The 20115-nt window shown below is 73.3% G+C and carries 16 protein-coding genes and 1 tRNA gene; 6 read left to right on the plus strand and 11 right to left on the minus strand.

Annotated elements, in window-relative coordinates; translation table 11 throughout:
• Nucleotides 1-21: 21 nt before the first annotated feature.
• The 6 genes from phnX to RGE_RS15325 are packed head-to-tail and all read right to left on the minus strand — an operon-like array spanning nt 22 to nt 6986.
• Entirely contained in the window at nt 22-834 is an 813-nt protein-coding gene (phnX, locus tag RGE_RS15300) for a phosphonoacetaldehyde hydrolase (protein ID WP_014429344.1), read from the minus strand.
• Nucleotides 835-854: 20 nt separating this feature from the next.
• The gene (locus tag RGE_RS23330; RefSeq protein WP_014429345.1) at nt 855-2072 is read right to left on the minus strand and encodes an NAD(P)/FAD-dependent oxidoreductase; all 1218 of its coding nucleotides are present in this window, start codon (nt 2070-2072) and stop codon (nt 855-857) included.
• Between the two features lies 1 nt (nt 2073).
• Nucleotides 2074-3192: a 2-aminoethylphosphonate--pyruvate transaminase gene (locus RGE_RS15310; protein ID WP_014429346.1), complete on the minus strand. Its 1119-nt coding sequence runs from the start codon at nt 3190-3192 to the stop codon at nt 2074-2076.
• Nucleotides 3193-3204: 12 nt separating this feature from the next.
• On the minus strand, nt 3205-4893 hold the full coding sequence (locus RGE_RS15315; protein ID WP_014429347.1) for a putative 2-aminoethylphosphonate ABC transporter permease subunit: 1689 nt from the start codon (nt 4891-4893) through the stop codon (nt 3205-3207).
• Complete coding sequence (locus RGE_RS15320; protein ID WP_014429348.1) at nt 4890-5951, minus strand: putative 2-aminoethylphosphonate ABC transporter ATP-binding protein; 1062 nt, start codon at nt 5949-5951, stop codon at nt 4890-4892. Before RGE_RS15320 ends, RGE_RS15315 begins: the two co-directional genes overlap by 4 nt.
• Nucleotides 5952-5960: 9 nt before the next feature.
• Nucleotides 5961-6986, minus strand: a complete 1026-nt coding sequence (locus tag RGE_RS15325) for a putative 2-aminoethylphosphonate ABC transporter substrate-binding protein (RefSeq protein ID WP_014429349.1) — start codon at nt 6984-6986, stop codon at nt 5961-5963.
• Between the two features lie 170 nt (nt 6987-7156).
• On the opposite strand from RGE_RS15325, the gene RGE_RS15330 reads away from it, so the two are divergent.
• Together RGE_RS15330 and pbfA are read left to right on the plus strand one after the other, a co-directional pair.
• On the plus strand, nt 7157-7840 hold the full coding sequence (locus RGE_RS15330) for an FCD domain-containing protein (RefSeq protein ID WP_014429350.1): 684 nt from the start codon (nt 7157-7159) through the stop codon (nt 7838-7840).
• A 2-nt stretch (nt 7841-7842) separates the two neighbouring features.
• Nucleotides 7843-9195, plus strand: coding sequence for a (R)-1-hydroxy-2-aminoethylphosphonate ammonia-lyase (gene pbfA / locus RGE_RS15335; protein WP_014429351.1), 1353 nt, complete (start codon nt 7843-7845; stop codon nt 9193-9195).
• 2 nt (nt 9196-9197) lie between these two features.
• On the opposite strand, the gene RGE_RS15340 is transcribed toward pbfA, so the two are convergent.
• From RGE_RS15340 to RGE_RS15350, 3 genes are all read right to left on the minus strand, one after another.
• Entirely contained in the window at nt 9198-11060 is a 1863-nt protein-coding gene (locus tag RGE_RS15340; protein WP_014429352.1) for an EAL domain-containing protein, read from the minus strand.
• On the minus strand, nt 11057-12901 hold the full coding sequence (locus tag RGE_RS24420; RefSeq protein WP_014429353.1) for a methyl-accepting chemotaxis protein: 1845 nt from the start codon (nt 12899-12901) through the stop codon (nt 11057-11059). The genes RGE_RS15340 and RGE_RS24420 overlap by 4 nt, the downstream gene beginning before the upstream one ends.
• A gap of 292 nt (nt 12902-13193) precedes the next feature.
• Nucleotides 13194-13679, minus strand: coding sequence for a hypothetical protein (locus RGE_RS15350; RefSeq protein ID WP_014429354.1), 486 nt, complete (start codon nt 13677-13679; stop codon nt 13194-13196).
• 171 nt (nt 13680-13850) lie between these two features.
• Between RGE_RS15350 and RGE_RS15355 the strand changes: the two genes are divergently transcribed.
• The 4 genes from RGE_RS15355 to RGE_RS15370 all read left to right on the plus strand — a co-directional run bounded on the left by RGE_RS15355 (nt 13851) and on the right by RGE_RS15370 (nt 17344).
• Nucleotides 13851-14213, plus strand: coding sequence for a FlxA-like family protein (locus RGE_RS15355; RefSeq protein WP_148280205.1), 363 nt, complete (start codon nt 13851-13853; stop codon nt 14211-14213).
• A gap of 402 nt (nt 14214-14615) precedes the next feature.
• The gene (locus RGE_RS15360; RefSeq protein ID WP_014429356.1) at nt 14616-15491 is read left to right on the plus strand and encodes a hypothetical protein; all 876 of its coding nucleotides are present in this window, start codon (nt 14616-14618) and stop codon (nt 15489-15491) included.
• Nucleotides 15488-16108: a hypothetical protein gene (locus RGE_RS15365; RefSeq protein WP_014429357.1), complete on the plus strand. Its 621-nt coding sequence runs from the start codon at nt 15488-15490 to the stop codon at nt 16106-16108. The genes RGE_RS15360 and RGE_RS15365 overlap by 4 nt, the downstream gene beginning before the upstream one ends.
• A gap of 273 nt (nt 16109-16381) precedes the next feature.
• Nucleotides 16382-17344, plus strand: coding sequence for a universal stress protein (locus RGE_RS15370; RefSeq protein WP_014429358.1), 963 nt, complete (start codon nt 16382-16384; stop codon nt 17342-17344).
• 22 nt (nt 17345-17366) lie between these two features.
• Here the strand turns inward: RGE_RS15370 and RGE_RS15375 are convergent, their stop codons facing one another.
• Complete coding sequence (locus RGE_RS15375; RefSeq protein ID WP_052311011.1) at nt 17367-19628, minus strand: S53 family peptidase; 2262 nt, start codon at nt 19626-19628, stop codon at nt 17367-17369.
• A gap of 382 nt (nt 19629-20010) precedes the next feature.
• A tRNA-Ser gene (locus RGE_RS15380) sits at nt 20011-20103 on the minus strand.
• Nucleotides 20104-20115 lie beyond the last annotated feature (12 nt).

The raw sequence follows: 20115 nt of genomic DNA on the forward strand, positions 1-20115 counted from the left end.
CGGCCGGCCGCGCCGTCGGATTCAGGGCCGCTCGCCGGCGGCCAGACGGCGCTCGATGTCCTCGGCCACCGCCGGCAGCGCCGCGATCGTGTCGATGACGTAATGCGGCCGCGCCGGCGCGAACTCGGCGGCGACGCGGCGGCACGCCAGTTCGCGCTCGGCTTCGCTGGCGGCGAGGTACTCGTCCAGCGTCCAGCCGCAGGGGCTGCCCGACAGCGCCAGGCCGACGGTCCACATGCCGGCGTTGCGGCCTTCCAGCAGGCCCGGCAGCGTGTCGTCCGCCTTCACGCAGTGCGCCACCGAGCCGAGGCCCAGTTCGAGCACGTTGGCCAGCGCCATCCACGGGCCCGGGCGCGCGCCGGCGCGCAGGTCGTCGGCGCAGACGGTGCAGTCGGGCACGTAGCCCTGCGCCGCCACCACCTCCATCAGGCGCTGCATCACCGCCCGCGGGTAGCCGGTCGTCGAGCCGATCTTCAGGCCGCGCGCGCGGAGCGCCTGCACGGCGTCCAGCGCACCCGGGATCAGCTCGCCGTGCTGGCCGACACGTTCGACCTGCAGCGGGATGAAGGTCTGGTACAGGTGCTCGACATCCTCGCGCCGCATCGCTGTGCCGAAACGCGATTGCCAGCGTGCGGCGATCTCGGGGTCGCGGCCCAGGGCCTCGATGTGCTGCCACTTGCCCAGGCCCATCGGCCGGCGCGCTTCGGCCAGCGTGATGTCGAAGTCGTAGGCCGCCTTGAAGGCGTCGACGAAGATCTGGGTCGGCGCGAAGGAGCCGAAGTCGACGACGGTGCCGGCCCAGTCGAGGATCACGGCTTCGAGGGTGTGCTGCATGGTCGGAGATTCTGAAGAGTTCAGCCGGAGGTCTTGCGCGAGCGCGCGGCGGCGCAGGCGGCGAGAAAGTCGGGGGCCTGCGGGTCGAAGTCGCCGAGGCGGCCGGGCGCGGCCGGCGCCGGGTCGACGAAGGGCGCGGCGCCGCGCACGAGTTCGCCGACCAGCCGCCCCACCCCGCCCGAGAACGTGATGCCCGAGCCGTTGCAGCCGGCGGCGACCACCAGCCCGGCCAGGCCCGGCGCCGTGCCGACGACGAGCTGGCCGTCGGGCGTGTAGGCGCTGGGCCCGCTGACGGCGTGCGCGATGCCCAGCGTCGGCAGCACCGGCAGGTGGCGGCCCAGGTCCTCGGCCGCGGCGGCCAGCGTCTGCCAGCCTTCGGCGTCCTCGGGCTCGAAGGCGAAGCCGCCCAGGTCGGCCGGCAGGCGGCGCGCGTCGACGACCGCCGGGCGCGGCTCGCGCACGCCGAACAGCAGGCCGCCGAGCTCGGGCCGGGCGTAGGCCCGGATCGCCGGCATCAGCACGATCGCGCCCTCGCGCGGGAAACACGGCGCCGGCGTGCTGATCCAGTACTGGCTGCGCACCGGCGCCAGCGGCAGCGGCAGGCCGGCCGGCGCGCTCAGCACATTGGCCCAGGCGCCGGTGGCGAGCACCACCATGTCCGCGCCGACAAACCCGTCGGCGGTCTCGACGCCGCGCACGCGGCTGCCGTCGACGACGAGGCGCCGCACCTCGGCGGTCTCGATGCGCACGCCGTGGCGCACGGCGACCCGCAGAACGGCGCTGGCGAGCGAATGCGGGTCCAGCCAGCCGTCGTCGGGGAAAAACAGCGCGTGCTCGAAAGCGCGCGGGTCGAGCCAGGGCGCGAGCGCCAGCGCCGCCTCGTGCGGGAGCCAACGCGAGGCGACGCCGTTGGCGGCGCCGATCGCCGCGCGTGCTTCGAGCAGCGGCCGCAGCGCCGCCGGCGCGACGTGCAGCGCGCCCGAGGCGTGCCAGCCCAGCGCCTCGCCCTCGGCCTGCAGCGTGGCGATCGTCGCCAGCGTCTGGCGCGCCAGCGCGATCTGGCCCGGGTCGTCGCGCACCGCGGTGACCAGCGCCGCCGCGCGCGCGGTGGCACCGGCGGCCGGCTGCAGCCGTTCGAGCACACGCACGCGCGGCCCCCAGCCGTGGCGCGCCAGCTCACAGGCCACCGCGGCGCCGAAGACGCCGGCGCCGACGACGAGCACGTCGCGTTCGGCCATTTCAGCGCGGCGTCGGGATGCCCATCGTGCGCAGCGTGCGCGCCACCGCGTCGACGACGCCGTCGACGTCGGCCGGCGCCAGCGCGCCGATGCAGCCGACGCGGAAAGTCTCGACCCGCGTCAGCTTGCCCGGATAGAGGATGTAGCCGCGCTCGCGCACGCCGCGGTAGAAGGTGTCGAAGTCCCAGGCCGGGTGGCGCGGTGCGTGGAAGGTGACGATCACCGGCGACTGCACTTCGGGCCGCAGAAAGGGCTGCAGGCCCAGCGCGCCCAGGCCGTCGACGAGGCGGCGACCGTTGGCGGCGTAACGCGCGCCGCGGGCGGCGACGCCGCCTTCTTCGTCGAACTGGCGCAGCGCCTCGGCCAGCGCGGCGACGACGTGGGTCGGCGGCGTGAAGCGCCACTGCGTCGTGCGCTGCAGATAGCGCCACTGGTCGTGCAGGTCCAGCGCCAGCGAATGGCAGCGGCCGGCGCTGGCCTCCAGCGCCGTGCGACTGGCGATGACGAAGCCCATGCCGGGCACGCCTTCCAGGCCCTTGCCCGAGGCCGCGACGAGGGCGTCGAAGGGCGTCGTGCGCGCGTCGATGGCCACCGCGGCGTAGGAGCTCATCGCGTCGACGATCAGCGCCCGGCCGCGTTCGGCGACGACCCGCGCGATGTCCTCGAGCGGGTTCAGGATGCCGGTGCCGGTCTCGCAGTGCACGACGGCGACGTGGCTGAGGCCGGGGTCGGCGTCGAGCGCGGCGGCGATCGCCGCCGGCGACATCGGCTGGTCCTCGGGCACCGTCAGCTCGACCGCGGCGCGGCCGATGGTCGCCAGGATGCGCAGGATGCGCGCGCAGTAGGCGCCGTGGTTGGGCACCAGAACCTTGCCGTCGCGCGGCACCAGCGTGCCCAGCGCGGCCTCGACGGCGAAGGTGCCGCTGCCCTGCATCGGCACCGCGACGTGGGTCTCGCCGGCGTGCACGATGTCGACGAGGCGGCGGCAGACCTCGGCGGTGATGCGGTTGAAGGCTTCGTCCCAGGAGCCGCGGTCGTGCAGCATCGCCTGCTTGGTGCGCAGCGAGGTGCTCAGCGGGCCGGGGGTCAGCAGCAGCGGGTCACGGTCGATCAGGGGCATGGTCGTGTCGGGTCAGCGGGGGGCGAGGCGCCAGGCCTGGCGGCTCCTCAGCAGTCGTTCGGCAAGCACGTGCAGCAGGCTGTAGGCGGCGGTGGTCGCCACCACCAGCGCGGCCATCGCCGCGGCCGGGCCCAGGTCGCCGGCTTCGTCGAGGTTGAGGATCGAGACCGAGGCCGGCAGCGTCTCCGGCGAGTACAGGAAGACCAGCGCCGAGACGGTGGTCATCGCGTTGATGAACAGGTAGCGCGCGATCTCCATCACCGCCGGCAGGCACACCGGCAGCGTCACGCGCCAGAAGGTGCGCCAGCGTGCGACCTTCAGCGACGCCGACACGGCCTCGAACTCGCGGTCCAGGCTCTTCAGCGCGGTCAGTGCCGTCAGGTGGCAGGCGCTGTAGTAGTGCACCACCGTCACCGCCACCAGCAGCGGAAAGCCGCGGTACAGCCCGCCCAGCGGGTTGCCGGGGTGGTTGAAGAACAGGATGCAGCCGATGCCCAGCACCAGCCCGGGCACGCCCATCGGCAGCGAGGCCAAGGCCTGCACCGCCGCCGCCAGGCGGCCGTCACGCAGCCCGGTCTTCTCGATCAGCCAGGCGGTGCCGAAGACGAAAGGCGTGCCCACCAGCGCGGTGGCCAGCGCCAGCCGCAGGCTGTTGAACCAGGCGTCGCCGACGCCGGCCTCGGCCAGGCCCCAGGTGTAGTGGCGCAGCGTCGGCGCCAGGTTGTAGGGCCAGAAGGTGATGAACGAGGTGGCGACCGCCATGCCCAGCACCGCCAGCAGCGCCGCCGCGACGACGGCGACGAAGGCCAGCAGCAGCCCGTCGCGCAGCGGCTCGGGCCGGGCGACGTAAGGCACGGCGCGCGCCGTGAGGCTCGCCTGCTGGCGGCGCTGCACGAGGCGGTCGACGCCGAAGGCCAGCAGCACCGGCGTCAGCAGCAGCAGCGCGACGACGGCGCCGCGGCCGAAGTTGTGCAGGCCCACGGCCTGCACGTAGATCTCGACCGCCAGCACCGGGAAGTTGCCGCCGACGACCTTCGGGATGCCGAACTCGCTGACCGAGTAGGCGAAGACGACCAGCGCCGCGCTGACCAGGCCGTAGCGCGCCGCCGGCAGCGTGACGGTGACGAAACGCCGCCAGCGCGAGGCGCGCAGCGCGTCGGCGGCTTCGTACAGCCGCGCGTCGGCGTGGGCCAGCGCGACGACGAGGATCATCAGCGCGTGCGGAAAGGCGGCGAACACCGTCGCCAGCACGATGCCCGGCGCACCGTAGATCGAGGCGCCGCCCATCCAGCTCTTGGCCAGGCCCTGGTTGCCGAACCACTGGATGACGCCGACCGCACCGATGAGCGACGGCCCGAGCAGCGGTGACAGCCCGAACACGCGCCACAGCGGCTTGGCCGGCAGCGTGCTGCGCTGCAAGGCGTAGGCGTAGACGAAGGCCAGCGGCACGGTGATCGCCGTCACCAGCGCCGCGATCCACAACGTGTTCCAGGCCGCGGTGGCGACGCCCGGCGTCGCCGCGAACTCGCGGAACCGCGCCAGGCTCCACTGCCCGGCGTCGTCGACCAGGCTCTGGCCCAGCAGCGCCGCCAGCGGCGCCAGCAGGAACAGCGCCAAGAGCGCCGCCGCGCCCAGCAGCAGCAGGCGCGGGCCGGTCTCGGCCGGTGCGATGCGCGGCCAGGGCGCGGCGACAGTATTCACACGCCCTCCGGCATCGGCAGCAGGTGTTCGGGCGGGATCGCGACCCGCAGCGTCGCGCCTTCGGCCAGCGCACGCCCGCCGAGGTAGTTGGCCGAGAACTGCGCCACCAGCGGCGCCGCGCCCGGCGGCTCCAGCGTCACCAGCGACACCGGGCCCAGGAACTCGCAGCGCCGCACACGCGCCCAGAAGGCGTTCTCGCCGCCGTCCAGCGTGTCCAGCAGGCGCACGTCCTCGGGCCGCACGCTGAAGCGGTAGCGCCGGCCGGGCTGCAGCGCCGCGCCGCTCTTCAGCGCCGCGCCGGCGAAGGCGACTCGGCCGCTTTCATCGGCCGCGGCTTCGACGAGGTTGCTGCGGCCGATGAACTCGGCGACGAAGGCGTTGCGCGGCTGGCGGTAGATCTCCTCGGGCGTGCCGACCTGCTGCAGCCGCCCGGCGCGCATGACGACGACACGGTCGGCCATCGCCAGCGCTTCTTCCTGGTCGTGGGTGACCATCAGCGTCGTCACGCCCAGACGCTGCTGCAGCGCACGGATCTCGCCGCGCAGGCGCACGCGTTCGATCGCGTCCAGCGCCGACAGCGGCTCGTCGAGCAGCAGCAGGTCGGGTTTGGTCGCCAGCGCCCGCGCCAGCGCCACGCGCTGCTGCTGGCCGCCCGAGAGCTGCGCCGGGTACTTGTGCTCGATGCCGGGCAGGCCGACCAACTGCAGCATCTCGGCCACGCGTGTGCGCAGCGCCCCGCGCGCCGCGCGCCGGCCGTCCAGCCCGTAGGCGACGTTGCGGCCGACGTCCAGGTTGGGGAACAGCGCGTAGGACTGGAAGACGATGCCGTAGTCGCGCCGTGCCGGCGGCAGCGCCGAGATGTCCTGCCCGGCGTGCACGATGCGCCCGGCGTCCTGGCGCTCCAGCCCGGCGATCGTGCGCAGCAGCGTCGTCTTGCCGCAGCCCGACGGGCCCAGCAGCACGACGAACTCGCCGCGCCCGACCGCCAGGTCCACGCCGTCGAGCGCGACGAAGCGCCCGAAACGTTTGCCCAGGCCCGAGACCTCCAGGTGCGCCATCGGCCGCGCTTACTTCTTCGGCTCGGACTTGGCGCCGTAACGCTTCTGCCACTCGGCCAGCACCGCGTCGCGGTTCCTGGCCATCCAGCCGAAGTCGTTCTTCACCAGGCGCTGCTCGTAGTCGGTCGGCACGTACTTCAGCCGCGTCGCGATGCCCGGGATCGCGGTGATCGCGAAGTTCTTCGCGTACAGCTCGTTGGCTTCGCGCGTGCTCGCCCAGTCGGCCAGCTTCTTGGCCGCCTCGAGCTTGGGCGTGCCCTTGACGATGGCGATCGCCTCCAGGTCCCAGCCCAGGCCTTCCTTGGGGAAGATGACGTCGATCGGCGCGCCCTTGCTGCGCACGGCGTTGGCGCGGTACTCGAAGGAGATGCCGACCGGGAACTCGCCGTTGCCGGCCAGCACGCAGGGCTTGGAGCCGGAGTGGGTGTAGACCGCGACGTTGTCGTGCAATCGGTCCATGTACTGCCAGCCGCCCTGCTCGCCGAAGAGCTGCAGCCAGGCGGTGACGTCGAGGAAGCCGGTGCCCGAGGAGTTCGGGTTGGGCATCACGATCTTGCCCTTGAACTCGGGCTTGAGCAGGTCCTTCCAGCTCTCGATGCGCGGCAGGCCCTGCTTCTGCGCCTCGACGACGTTGTAGCAGATGGCCGCGCCCCAGACGTCCATGCCGACCCAGGCCGGCGCCGCGCCGGCGGCGCGGAAACGCGTCTGCACGGCCTTCAGGTTGGCCGGCGCGTAAGGCTGCAGCATGCCTTCGCGGTCGAAGACGACCATGCTCGACGCGGCCACGCCCATGATGACGTCGGCCACCGGTTTGTCCTTCTCGGCCAGCAGCTTGGCGGTGACGATGCCGGTGGAGTCGCGTGTCCACTTCAGCTCGATGTCCGGGTAGGCCTTGTTGAAGCCTTCCTGGTAGGCCTTGAGCTGGTCGGTCTCCAGCGCGGTGTAGACGTTCAGCGTGGTCTTCTCGGCAAACGCCGGGAAGGCGGCGGCCAGCGCCAGCGTGGCCAGGATCGGGGCGAGAGCGAAACGCGTCATCGGGTTGACTCCGGGAAGTGGGACAACGGGAACCGGCCGCGAACGGCTTGTGGGCGGCACCTTAGGCAGGCTCGATGTCCGTTTGTTGACAATCTGCAGTCGACAGTCGGCAGTTGACGATCCGCCAGCGGCGTCTTTACGATCCGCGCCCGTCGACCCCTGCCGCGCCCATGAGCACCTCCACCGTCACCCGCGAAGCCGCCCTGGCGCTGATGCAGAGCACCTCGCTCGCGCGGCTGGCCGCCGAGTCGGTGGAGGCGCTGATCCTGGCCGGCGAGCTGGGCCCCGGCGCGCGCCTGAACGAAGCCGCGCTGGCGCAGCGCCTGGGCGTCTCGCGCGGGCCGCTGCGCGAGGCGTTGCGCCTGCTCGAAGAAGGCGGCCTGGTGCGCCAGGAGAAGAACCGCGGCGCCTTCGTGCGCGAGATCCCGCTGGCCGAGGCCGCCGAGCTTTACGAGCTGCGCGCCGGCCTGGACGCCACCGCCGGCCGGCTGCTGGCCACGCGCATCACGCCCGAGCAGCTGGCCGAGCTGCGTGCGCTGACCGCGGCGATGAGCGCCGTCGGCGAACACGAGGTCGACCGCTTCCACGAGCTGAACCTCGGTTTCCACGACCGCCTCGTCGTGCTCGCCGGCAACGCGGCGCTGCTGGAGACCTACCGCCGCACGACGCGGCTGCTGGCGCTGTTCCGCCGCCGCAACCTGCTGGCGCCGCGGGCGATCCCGCGTTTCGCCGAGGAACACGCGGCCATCGTCGAACGCCTGGCCGCCGGCGACGCCGCCGGTGCCGCCGAAGCGCTGTTCGCCCATGCCGACGGCGGCCGGCGGCGCATGCTGGCCGACGGCGAGCTGGGCTGACGATGAACCCCGCGCCCGACGCCTCCGAAGGCGATCTGAACCTCGGCCGGGCGCGCCAGGACTGGCAGGCCCGGCACCTGGACGAACCGACACGCGCGCTGCTTGCCGAAGACGCACGCTGGTTCTTCCACCAGGCGCTGTCCACGCCCTGCCTGAACGCGCTGGAGTCGGCGGGCGGCGGCTGGCTGACCGACACCGCCGGGCGGCGCGTGCTGGACCTGCACGGCAACAGCCTGCACCAGGTCGGCCACGGCCACCCGCGTGTCGTCGCGGCGATCACCGAGACGCTGGCGACACTGCCCTTCAGCCCGCGGCGCTACACCAACCGCCCGGCGGTCGAACTGGCACGCCGGCTCTGCGGCCTGGCGCCGATGCCCGACGCCAAGCTGCTGCTGGCGCCCGGCGGCACGGCGGCGATCGGCATCGCGCTGAAGCTGGCGCGCGTCGTCACCGGGCGCTTCAAGACGATCTCGATGTGGGACGCCTTCCACGGCGCCTCGCTGGACGCGATCTCCGTCGGCGGCGAAGCGGCGTTCCGCCGCGGCATCGGCCCGCTGCTGCCGGGCAGCGAACACGTGCCGCCGCACGCCCCGCAGGCCTGCGCCTTCGGCTGCGGCGGGCAATGCGCGCTGCGCTGCGCCGACTACGTCGAGTACGTGCTGCGCAAGGAAGGCGACGTCGCCGCGGTCGTCGTCGAGACCGTGCGCTGCACCGACGTGCAGGTGCCGCCGCCCGACTACTACCGCCGCCTGCGCGCCGCCTGCGACCGCCACGGCGCGCTGCTGATCCTCGACGAGATCCCGATCGCGCTGGGCCGCACCGGGCGCATGTTCGCCGTCGAGCACTACGGCATCGAGCCCGACATGCTGGTGCTGGGCAAGGGCCTGGGCGGCGGCTCGATGCCGCTGGCGGCGCTGGTCGCGCGCGGGCGCTTCGACGTCGCCCAGGCGATCTCGCTGGGCCACTACACGCACGAGAAGAACCCGGTGGCCAGCGCCGCGGCGCTGGCGACGCTGGACGTCATCGCCGACGAAGGCCTGGTCGAACGCAGCCGCGATCTGGGCGCGGCGCTGCTGGCGCGGCTGCGCGCCGAATGCGCTGGCCTGCCCTGGGTCGCCGAGGTGCGTGGCCTGGGCCTGCTGCTGGGCATCGAGCTGCGCGACGGCGGCGGCCTGGCGGCCGAAGCGCGCGCCGAGGCGCTGCTCTACCGCTGCCTGTCGGCCGGCCTGTCGTTCAAGCTCGGCCAGGGCCGTGTGCTGGTGCTGGCGCCGCCGCTGAACCTGCCGCAGGCCGACCTGGACTGGGCGCTGGAGCAGTTGCTGGCCGCGCTGCGCCTGGCCGACCCGCGCGCCTGACCTCAGGTCGCCGGCTCGGCCGGCCGCAGCGCCGTCAGCGGCGCCACGCCTTGCACATGGATCGACAGACCGGTCTGCTTGGCGGTCTGCTTGGCACGCGCGGCGGCGCTGGCGACGTCGGAGGCGCTGCGGAACAGCGTGCCGGCCGCGATCTCGACGATGCCCATGTACAGCGAGACGAAGCCGAAGAAACGTTCGACGCCGTGGCGGTCCTCGGCGCGGATGCCGCCGGCGGCCTGCGCGTCCTCGTCGTAGAGGCCGACCGCGGCGGCGTCGAAGTCGGCCACCATGCGCTCGCAGCGCGCGCGCCAGTCGCAGCTCTGGAACAGGATGACGAAGTCGTCGCCGCCGACGTGGCCGACGAAGTCGCGCCGCGGGTCGGCGTGGGCCTGGATCGTCGCCGCCAGCAGCTTGATCATGCGGTCGCCGCACCAGTAGCCGTAGTGGTCGTTGAAGGGCTTGAACTGCGCCAGGTCGGCGTAGCAGGCGACGAAACTCGCGCCGGCGGCCTGCAGGCGTTCGATGTGCTCGCTGATCGGGCTGTTGCCGGGCAGGAAGGTCAGCGGGTTGGCGTGGCGCGCGGCCTCGATGCGGCTCTCGGTCACCTGGCGCACCAGCTGCTGGCCGGTGCCCAGGCCGCGGTAGCGGCCGTTGTCGACGTAGACGAAACCTTCGCTCAGGTAGCGCTGGTCGGGCGAGGTCAGCAGCTCGGCGAGTTCGTCGATGCCGGCGTTGACGTCGACCAGCGTCGGCTCGGTGTTGGCGAAGGCCAGGCAGGGTTTGCGCCCGCAGACCTCCTTGAAGTAGAGCTTGGCGTAGCGGTCCAGGCACTGCTGGCGGCCGACCAGCGCCACCGGGCGATCGCCGTCGACCAGCGCGATGGCGTGCCACTCGGGGTGCGCGGTGAACATCGCGACGACCTGGTCGTTGGTCGCGTCCAGGCCCACCGGCGGCGCCTCGACGATCTTGGCCTGGCTCAGCCGGCGCGGCAGCGGCGCGGTGCGTTCGGTGGGCAGCACGGCGATCTGGCGGTCGTTCAGCACGGTCAGCGCCTCGGGCTCGGGCGCGGCGCGTGGCGAGGCCGCCGGGCGGCCGAGCAGATAACCCTGCACCAGCGGGCAGCCCAGGTCGCGCAGCACACGCAGGTCTTCCTGCGTCTCGACGCCTTCGGCGACGAGCATCGTGCCGAAGGTGTCGGCGATCTGCATCAGCGCGCGCAGCGTGCGCAGGCGTTTGGGCTGCTGGGCGATGTCGCGGCTGAAGTACTTGTCGATCTTGACGACGTCGGGGTTCAGCTCGGACCACAGGCGCAGGCTGGAGCGGCCGTCGCCGAAGTCGTCGAGCACGAAGCTCATGCCGGCGCCGTGCACGACGTCGGCGACCTCGACGAGCAGCGGGATGTCGGCGACCCGCTCGTGCTCGGTGATCTCGAAGGCCACGCTCTGCGGGTTGACGCCGCGCGACTGCACGCTGTGGGCGATGTCCTGCGCGCTGCGCCCGGCGAAGCAGCGCGCCAGCGCCGAGGCGCTGATGTTGACGAACAGCCGTCCGGCCTGGCGCATCGCGGCCCAGCGCTCCAGCGCCAGCACGACGCAGGCGACCTCGAACTCCTGCAACAGGCCCTCCTGGCGCGCCTGCGCCAGCAGCGCCTCGGCGCCGTGCAGCGCCGTGCCGCGTGGGCCGCGCACCAGCGCCTCGTGGGCGTGGATCGCGCCGTCGGCCAGCGAGACGATGGGCTGGAAGTGGATCTCCAGCGCCCGTTCCTGCATCAGGCGCGCCAAGGGCCGGGAGGTGTCACCGAGATCGAATTTCATCGGGTCGGATACCGGGTCGGAGTGAGCCTGGAAGTGCCGCAGCGCGCTCATGCGAGGACTCCTTCGCTGCCGCCGCCGGTGCGAAAACGCGCCACCGTCGCCACCAACTCCTCGGCCTGGCGCTCGAGCTCGGCGGTGGCGGCGGCGGTCTGCTCGACCAGCGCGCCGTTGTGCTGCGTGGCCGCGTCCAGCGCCTGCAGCGCGGCGACCACCTGGCGCACCTCGTGGCCCTGGCGCGCCGCGCCTTCGGCGATCGTCGCCACCAGCGCGCGCGCCTCGCCGGCCTCGCCGACGATGGCCTGCATGCGCTGGCCGGCGCTGCGCACGACGGCGCTGCCGGCGCGCACGCCGTCGACGTTCTCGCCGATCAAGGCCTTGATCTCGCGCGCCGCGTCGGCCGAGCGCCGCGCCAGCAGGCGCACCTCGGCGGCGACGACGGCGAAGCCGCGCCCCTGCTCGCCGGCCCGCGCCGCCTCGACGGCGGCGTTGAGCGCCAGCAGATTGGTCTGGAAGGCGATGCCGTCGATCGTGTCGACGATGGCCGCGATGCGCCCGGCCGAGGCGTCGACCCGGGCCATCGTGCGCACCGCCTCGTCCATCGTCTGCTGGCTGGCGCGCGCCGCCTGGACGTAGGCGTCGGCCACCGCAGCGGCACGGCCCGAGCGCTGCTCGCCGTCGGCGGCGTCGCTGCCGATGCGCTCCAGCGCAGCATGCGTCTGCTGCAGCCCGGCGGCGGCCTGTTCGCTGCGCTGCGACAGGTCGCCGGCGCCAGCGGCGATCTCGCGCCCGGCGCGCGCCACGGCTTCGGCCGCCGCGCGCACCTGGTCGACCACCTCGCGCAGCGACTCGCGCGCCTGGGCCGCACCACGCTGCAGCTCGGCGGCTTCGTCGCGGCCGGGCGGCAGCGGCGCCGGGCGCAGGTCGCCACGTGCGATGCGACCGAGCTCCTGGCCGACGGCGGCGAAGCCCGTTTCCAGCGAACGCGCGAAGCAGACGAAGAGGTAGGCCGCAAGCAGCAGCGCGCCGCCCAGCAGCGCCGCGTGCAGCGCGCTGCGGCGCGCCAGCTCGGCGCGGCGTTCGGCCAGCCGGGCATCGACCGGCGGCAGCGCCGCGGCGGCCTGCTGCCACAGCGTGTGCAGCGCCGCCCGGCCCTGGGCGTAGACCTCGTCGGGCGTGAAGGCGTCGCGCACCAGCGCCGAGACGTCGGCGGCCTGCACGAAAGCCGCGGCCGGCGAAGCGGCCAGGCCGGCGTCGGCCAGCGCCGCGCTGGCCCGCGCCTGCCAGGCCGCCTGGCGCTGGTACTGCGCCGGCTCGTCGAGCGCGCCGCGCACGACGCCGTGCACCGCCCAGCCCCACAGCGAGGCGCTGTCGGCCGCGGCGCGCGGCAGCGCCAGCAGCGCCCGGCGCACCGGGTCGGCGACCTCGGAGTCGGCGTCGTGCGCCAGTTCGCCCTGACCGAGCAGCGCCGGGATCGTCTCGGCGGCCGCCGTAGCGGCGGCGTCGGCCGCGTCGGCGCCCGCGGCGTCGGCGCCGGCCTCGGCCGGCATCGCGGCGAGCCGGCTGCGCAGCGTGTCCAGCGGCGGCGCGCCCGCCGTCTGGCCCAGCGCCGCGAGCGCGGCACGGGCGCGCGCCAGCGCATCGCGATAGTCGGCCGCCGCGGCCTCGTGGCCGGCGGCCGTGGCGCGCGCGGCGCCTTGTGCGGTCTGCACCGCCTCGGCCAGCGGCAGCAGCTGCGCGGCGACGGCCAGCGCATCGCGCTCGGCCTGCGCGGCCTGCGCCTGCTCGAACCCGGCACGCACCAGGACGCCACCGGTGACGAGCGCCGGCGCCAGCAGCACGGCACAGATGACGGCCGCCTTGGCGCGCAGGCGCAGCGGGCCGAACAGACGCATGCCAGGTGACAAGAGGCCACCGGTCGACGGCTTCGCGGCTCGCGGGCGGCGTGCGGACGGGAGGACGGAATCAGGGAACGAAGTCATGGCAGCCAGCCTTCGGGGCTGGTCCTCGGGAAAACGCCCGGAATATCGGCGTAAACCCCTAGAAAGTTAATCAGCGAAACTCAAGAAAACAGCTGAAATATCGCCCCGAGAGTCATCAAACGGTCACCGAGGAGCGATACAGCGCAATTCCAAACATAATCTTCAGAGTATCGTCACGAAACTGACACGGAAATATGCGAGGGGCTCACGCAGCAGGATTCGGTTCGGCCAGCACGAGTTCGACACGCTGCACGAAGAGCGCCGCCCGCTCCTGCCCGGCGGCTTCGGCGATGCGCCCGGCGCAATCGCCCAGCCAGCGCTGGAACGAGGCTTCGTCCTGCACCTCGCGCCAGGATTCACGCAGTTCCGCGTCGCGCCCGGCGAGCATGCGCGCCGCCAGGTCGATGGCGAACATGCGCGCCGCGGCGAGCCGGCGGCGCGCCGGCGTGGCCGGTTCCGGTGCCGCAGGGGGCGGGTCGGCATCGGCGATCCAGCCGTCGGCGGCCAGGCGCTCGATCAAGGCCGCGCCGTCCAGGCCCAGCCCGGCGGCCAGCGTCAGCAACTCGGTTTCGCTGCGCCGACCGTCGACGGTGATCAGCCACATGCGCCATGCCGGCGGCATGGCCGCGCGGTCATTCAACAAGCGGCGCGACAGTTCGGTCTTGCGCCAGCGGCGGCCTTTGCGTTCCATGGGCGTGGGACAGGCGGACCGGCGGAAAGCAGCCCGTGGCGCGAGTATTCCCGGCGATTCGTGTCAAATCGTGACAGCAGCCAGCGACCCCGCGATTTCAGTTCCGGCCGATGGCGGCCGATAACCGGACATGACGAACGGCAGCACGAGCCACGCCCGCGGGAGGGCACGATGAACGTCCAGATGTCCACGGCAGCCGCCGGCGCGAGCGGCGGCAGTTCCGATGCTTCGGTGAAGTCGCGCATCCAGGCGCTGGTCAAGCAGATCACGACGCTGTCCAAGCAGCTGCAGGAAGTCGCGCACTCCGACCTTCCGGCCAAGGACAAGCAGAAGCAGAGCGAGCTGCTGCAGGCCCGCATCCAGCTGGTGCAGGCGCAGCTGGCCGAGCTGTACCGCCAGCAGGCCGAGCAGGCGCAGCGCCGCCAGGCCGAGGGCAAGACGACGCCGGCCAGCGAGCTGGCGCCCATCGGCACGGCCAGCGAGCCGACGAAGATCCAGGTCGCCAGGGACCCGACGCTGCTCGCCGTCGCCTGACGCCTCCCGCGGCGGCCGATAATGTCGGCGCTTTCCGCCTCTCCATCTCTCCGATGCCCGCAGCCCGCGTCCACCGCCGCACGAGCCCGGCCCGCCTTCCGGCGGTTGCGGCCGGCTGCGTGACGCCCGGCACGATGCGGGTCGGCCGCGCACTCGCGGCCCTGCGCTCCTACGGATCTCCGGCCGTGCCCTCTTCGGCCGTGCGCGGACTCCGGGCGCTCGTCCAGGCCTGAAGTCCACGCACGGCGGGCCGGCAGGGCCAGGCCCTGCATCGAGACCGCAGGTCGAGGGGCGCACGGGCGTCCCGTCATCCGCTCCGGCACGCCCCCGCGCCGGGGCCGCCTCCCGACCTCCCCCGTCCGCACGCGGCGCCGCCGCGTGCTTCGCCACGAGGTTGTGCAGATGGAGATCTCCACGACGGCCCTTCGGGCCAAACGTTCCTGCGCCAGCGGCTACCGCTGGTTCGCCCGGCGCTTCAGCAGCGCCGCCGAGTACCTGCGGGTCGTCGACGCGCTGGTCGACGACGGCCGCATCGACGACGCCTGCTGGCTGATCGACCGCTTCGGCCCGGTGGACGCCGTGCGCTCGCTGGACGAGCTGTCGGCCGAGGCCTTCGTCTTCCCCGGCTCGCTGCAGGTGCGGCATGGCGTCGAGGTCGACACCGTGCTGCGCATCGGCGGCTCGCTCAGCACCGGCGGCGGCGTGCGCGCCGGAACGGTGCTGATGGTCGACGCCGACCTGCGCTGCGGCGCCGGGCTGCGCACCGAACGGCTGCGCTGCGGCGGCGACGTCGTCGCCGGCTGGAGCGTCGAGGCCTCGGGCAGCCTGGTCTGCGCCGGCGACCTGCGCGTGCAGGGCGACCTGGGCTGCGCCGGCGCGCTGAGCGTCGGCGGCACGCTGGTCCTCAGCGGCGACCTGCAGGTCGGCGGTGCGGCCGAATGCGGCAAGAGCCTGCGCGCCGGCGGCCACGTCGTCTGCGGCGAAGGGCTGAAGGTCGGCCACGGCGTGCAGGCCGCCGGCGACGTGCGCAGCGGCGTGCACCTGGACGCCGGCTGGGGCGTGGTGGCCGGCGGCGACATCGTCGCCGAGGGTGCGATCCGCGCCGGCGAGAGCCTGGTCAGCGGCGGCGAGGTGCGCAGCGGCGCCGGCTACGGCGTGCACGCCGGCTCCAGCGTGCGCCGCGAAGCCTGGTCGTCCTGCGGGCGCGTGGTTTCGCGCACCCGGCCGGGCGAGCTGCGCAGCGGTGCCTGGCTTCCGGCGGCGGAGGGAACGGCATGATCGCCGCGTGGGCCTGGCCGCCTTGGCCGCGGCTGGAGCTGCGCATCGACGTCGATCCCGACGAAGCACGGCTGGAGCAGGAGCTCGACACGCTGCAGCGCCGCCTGCGCCGCCCCGGCGACGTGCTGCACGGCCTCGATTGCGAACCGGCGCCGATGCCGGGTTTCCGTCTGCACTGGCGCGAAGCCGACGGCGAGCTCTACGTCTACGTCGAAGACGTGCTGCGCCAGCAGCTGGCCGGCTACACGGTCTTCAACCGCCTGATCGAGCTGGACGTGCGCGCCGACCGCCACCTGCGTGCGCCGCACTCCAAGTACCGCGCCGCCTACCGCCGCCGTGGCCTGGCCACCGCGGTCTACCGCCGCAGTCTGGACGCGGGCTGCTGCCTGGTCACCGGCGCGCGCCAGTCGGCCGGCGCGCACGCGCTGTGGCGCCGTCTGGCCCGGCACTACCCGCTGCGCTACGTGCAGCTTCGCGAGCGCGTGCTGCGCGCGCTGGGCGAGACGGTCGACGCCAGGCTGCACGACGAGCTGCACACCCGCATGCTGCTGCTGGGCCGCGGCTGGGACGAGGCGCGGCTGGCCGCCGAAGCCGGGCTGGTGCGCGAGAGGGCTTGAGGCCGTGGCCGCAATCCGGCACGCGCCGAGCGGTCAAACCTTGCCCCGGCGGGCAGGCCCGGCCGATACTGGGGCCATGGTCTCGCCTGCCCGCCACAACGCCCTCGCCGCCGCCGCCACGGCGCGGCAGTGCCGCGTCCGGGAGCCCTGGGCCCCGGCGGCACTTCCCCGGGCCCGGCGATAGCCCTCCTCTCTCCAGCTTCAGCACACCTCTATCGCCGGGCCGGACAGTGCGTCCCGCGGCCTCATGGCCGCGCCGTCGTGAGGTCGCCGATGCCATCCGCCGATACCGCCGAGCGCCGCGCCAGCGCGCTCGATTTCACCCGCTTGCCGAACCTGCGGCCGCCAGCGCCTGCCGCCGCAACCGACCCGTCGCGCCCGGTGGCGCTGCGCTCGATCGCCGTGCTCGGCGACCTGTCCGACGCCAGCGAAGTCGCGCTGCAGCGCGCCGCCGCGCTGGCCGGCGCGCACGACGCCTCGCTGAGACTGGTCGCCTGGGCTGGCCGCGGCGACGTCTCGGCCGGGCTGCTGCGCGCGCGGCTGAGCCGCATCGGCCGCCGCGTCGCGCGCCAGCACCAGCGGCCGATCCTGCTGGCCGAGACGCCGCTGCGGCGCGTCGGCGACGCCCGCGAGGCGCTGCGCCATGCCGACCTCGTCGTCGTGCCCAAGGCCTTGCACGCGGGCCTGGCGTCGTTCTGGCGGCCCGGCGTGGCCAGCCGGCTGGCCAGCGTGCTGCCGGTGCCGCTGCTGGTCGTCAACGAGCCCTGCGGGCTGGCCTACCAGCAGGTGCTGGCGGCCGTCGACCTGCAGGCCGAACCGGAACGGCTGGTGCGCTGGGCGCTGGCGCTGGCCGGCGACCGCGAAGTGGCGCTGCTGCACGTGCTGCGCCAGTGGCGGCCGAGCAAGCTGCGCGGCGGCCACGACGGCCTGCGCACGCTGGAGCTGGACCTGCGCCGTCGCGTCACCCAGCTCGAGCAGGTCGTCGACGCGCAGGGGCCGCAGGCCGAGCGCCTGCGCATGATGCTGGCGCTGGGCGACGACGTCGCCGCCGAGCTGCTCGCCCGGCGCCCGGGCGCCGGCAGCCAGCTGATCGTCATCGGCCGCTCCACCGAAGCGCCGTGGCTGGACGCGCTGCTGGGCAGCGTCACGCGCAGCGTGCTGCGCGCTTCGCCCTACGACGTGCTGGTGGTGCCTGTCGGCTCGGCGCTGATGCCGGCGACGCCGGGCCAGGCTTGAGGCCCGCGCCGCCGGCCTGCGCTCAGGACACGGTCAGCGTCAGCTGCGCCGACCCCGTCAGGCCGCCGGGATCGCTGACGGTGACGGTGAAGGTGTAGACGCCGGCCACGGGCTTGCTCCAGGCGAGCTTGCCCTTGCCGTCGATCGTGAGCCCGGCCGGCGCCCCCGAGACCGCGTAGCGCAGCTTGTCGCCGTTGGCATCGCGGGCCGAGACCTTGAACGACCACTTCTTGCCGGCCACGGCCGAGCTCGAAGCCGCGTCGACGACCGGGGCCACCGGCGGCGCGACGACCTTCAGGCTCATCTTCTTCGACACCGTGGCGCCGTAGCCGTCGTTGGCCTTGACGACGACCGAGAACTTGCCGGCCGTCGGGCTCGGCCAGCTGACGACGCCCGCCGCGGACACGGTCATGCCGGACGGCGCCTGGGTCAGCTCGTAGCTCAGCGCATCGCCGTCCGGGTCGCTGCCGGCGACCGTCACCTGGAACGGCTGTCCGGCCACCGCCGACCACGAACCGGCGGCCAGCGTCGGCTTGCGGTTGGCCGGGCCGATGGCGAAGCTCAGCGTGGCGGTGTTGCTCGCGCCCTTGCCGTCGGAAGCCTTCAGCCCCACCGAGTAGCTGCCGCTCGCCGGCTTGGGCCAGTTGAAGGTGCGCGTGCCGGCGTCGTAGCTCATGCCCTTGGGCAGGTTGCCGACCAGGCTCAGCGTGACGGCGTCGCCGTCGGGGTCGGACACCTGCACCGTGAACGACAGCGCCGACTTGACGCGCCCCGAGGCCTTGAGGCTGCCGAAGACCGGCGCCCGGTTGGCCGGGGTCGGCGGGGTGATCGGCGCGAGCTGCTCGAGCAGCGTGTCGACGTTGGGCGTGCCGATGCCGGTCGGATGGTCGTAGCCGACGGTGGCGATGCAACCGCCACAGCTGCCGTTGGCCCCCGACGTGATGTCGTTGAACGAACGGCTGCCGATCAGCTTGTACAGCTGGTCGTGGGTCTGCAGCTCCGATTTCAGGCCGCGCTGCTGGCGCTGGGCATTGGCCACCGCGAGGATGCCCGCCCACTGCGGGGTGCCGGCGCTGGTGCCGCCCAGCACCACCCACTGGCCGTCGTGGTAGACGTAGTGGCCGCTGAACGGATCGGCGTTGAACGACACGTCGGACGTGACGCGATAGGTGGTCATCCAGCCGTCGATCTTCACGCGGAACTGGTAGATAGGGCTGAAGAAGTAGCGGCTGGGGCCGCCGCCGCTTTGCGACCAGACGTTCTCCTGGCGCGGGTTGACGCCGTCGTAGCTCAGCGTCGTGCCGCCGACGGCCAGCACCTCGGGCGTCACCGCCGGCCACAGGCTCTGCGTGCCGTCGTCGCCGGCAGCCGCGACGTACTGCATGTTGCTGGTGCGGAAGCTCGACTGCAGCGACTTGGCCCAGCTTTCCTCCTCGGCGCCCCAGCTCATGCTGACGATGCCGGGGCCCATGCGGTTGGCCAGTTCGACGGCCTGCAGCATGTCGACCACCAGCTCGGTCGGCGACTGGATCAGCACCAGGCGGGCCTTGGGCGCCATCGCATGGGCCCACTGCAGGTCCAGCGCCGTCTCCAGGCCCCAGTCGCTGTCGTGCGTCGGCGCCTGGTCCGAGAGCTGGCCCGAGCTGTCGACGTTGGCGACGACCAGCGAACAGCCGCTCGAGGCCGACGCGGTGGCCAGCGGCAGCCGCGTGTTCGACGCGAGGCTGGAGCCGTCGCTGCAGCCCGGCAGGCCGAAGCGGCTGGCGAAGGCATTGAGTTCGGCGAGTGCCGCCGGGTGCTGGCCGGCGACGACGATGTAGATCGTCTGCCCGGCGCCCTGCGCGGCGGCGTCGGCCGAAGCGAGGTTGGGCAGGCGGTAGGCCTGGCGGATCTCGTCGGGGCCGTAGATGGTCGCGACCGTGGTGTCCGCCGGACGCACGCTGCCCGCGGCGGCGGCGCGCGCCGCGGTGCGGCGGGCCTCGAACTGGTCGGGCCTCAGCCGCTTGGTGTCGATGCGCGCGTCGATCGCGTCGAGCACGATGTGCTGCGGGCCGGCCGCAGCCATCGCCCCGACTTCGCCGGACGCCGAGCCGGCGCGCGCAGGCTCCGGCGGCAGCACCGGCAAGGTGTGGAACATCGGCCGCACATGGGCCGTGGTGCCGACCTCGGCCGCCGACGCGGCGGCCGGGGCGCTGGCCGCGGCGTCCGAGGCGCTGGCCTGGTCGGCCGCGGGTTCATCGCCCCCGCCGCAACCCGCCAGTGCGGCGGCGGCGATGGCGGTCACGGCGAGCCAGCTGCGTTGGCCGGCGCGATCGTGTCTCTTGAGTCCTCCCACGAGATCCCTTTCCGAATGAGTTGACGGTCACCCGGATTGTTTCGGCGTGTAAACCGATGCGACACGATGACCGTCGCCCGAAGACTGTGAAAGGTTTCTCGGACTTCCGGCGGCCGCTGGCAAGTCCTTGTTTCGACTCAATAAACCGGCGATTGACTGAAGCCGGCAGAGGCCGCCGCCGCTTACGGCGCGAGGCCGGGAAAATGAAGCCGAGGTTTCAGCCGAAGAGATGACGCCGGGATGGGCAACTCGTGGTCAAGAAAAAAGCCGCCGAGTCTTGAGACTTGGCGGCTTTCTCGTTGCAGCCTTGTTCAGGCGGCGATTGTTCGCTTGGCGGAGTCGGAGGGATTCGAACCCTCGATGCAGGTTTTGCCCACATACTCCCTTAGCAGGGGAGCACCTTCGGCCACTCGGTCACGACTCCGGCGAAGAGGCG

The organism is Rubrivivax gelatinosus IL144 (genome assembly GCF_000284255.1).
Lineage (GTDB): Bacteria > Pseudomonadota > Gammaproteobacteria > Burkholderiales > Burkholderiaceae_C > Rubrivivax > Rubrivivax gelatinosus_A.

Coding starts and splice junctions, on each gene's coding strand:
- phnX (WP_014429344.1), bottom strand. CDS start 834: ATGCAGCACACCCTCGAAGCCGTGATCCTCGACTGGGCCGGCACCGTC.
- RGE_RS23330 (WP_014429345.1), bottom strand. CDS start 2,072: ATGGCCGAACGCGACGTGCTCGTCGTCGGCGCCGGCGTCTTCGGCGCC.
- RGE_RS15310 (WP_014429346.1), bottom strand. CDS start 3,192: ATGCCCCTGATCGACCGTGACCCGCTGCTGCTGACCCCCGGCCCGCTG.
- RGE_RS15320 (WP_014429348.1), bottom strand. CDS start 5,951: ATGGCGCACCTGGAGGTCTCGGGCCTGGGCAAACGTTTCGGGCGCTTC.
- RGE_RS15325 (WP_014429349.1), bottom strand. CDS start 6,986: ATGACGCGTTTCGCTCTCGCCCCGATCCTGGCCACGCTGGCGCTGGCC.
- RGE_RS15330 (WP_014429350.1), top strand. CDS start 7,157: ATGAGCACCTCCACCGTCACCCGCGAAGCCGCCCTGGCGCTGATGCAG.
- pbfA (WP_014429351.1), top strand. CDS start 7,843: ATGAACCCCGCGCCCGACGCCTCCGAAGGCGATCTGAACCTCGGCCGG.
- RGE_RS15340 (WP_014429352.1), bottom strand. CDS start 11,060: ATGAGCGCGCTGCGGCACTTCCAGGCTCACTCCGACCCGGTATCCGAC.
- RGE_RS24420 (WP_014429353.1), bottom strand. CDS start 12,901: ATGCGTCTGTTCGGCCCGCTGCGCCTGCGCGCCAAGGCGGCCGTCATC.
- RGE_RS15350 (WP_014429354.1), bottom strand. CDS start 13,679: ATGGAACGCAAAGGCCGCCGCTGGCGCAAGACCGAACTGTCGCGCCGC.
- RGE_RS15355 (WP_148280205.1), top strand. CDS start 13,851: ATGAACGTCCAGATGTCCACGGCAGCCGCCGGCGCGAGCGGCGGCAGT.
- RGE_RS15360 (WP_014429356.1), top strand. CDS start 14,616: ATGGAGATCTCCACGACGGCCCTTCGGGCCAAACGTTCCTGCGCCAGC.
- RGE_RS15365 (WP_014429357.1), top strand. CDS start 15,488: ATGATCGCCGCGTGGGCCTGGCCGCCTTGGCCGCGGCTGGAGCTGCGC.
- RGE_RS15370 (WP_014429358.1), top strand. CDS start 16,382: ATGCCATCCGCCGATACCGCCGAGCGCCGCGCCAGCGCGCTCGATTTC.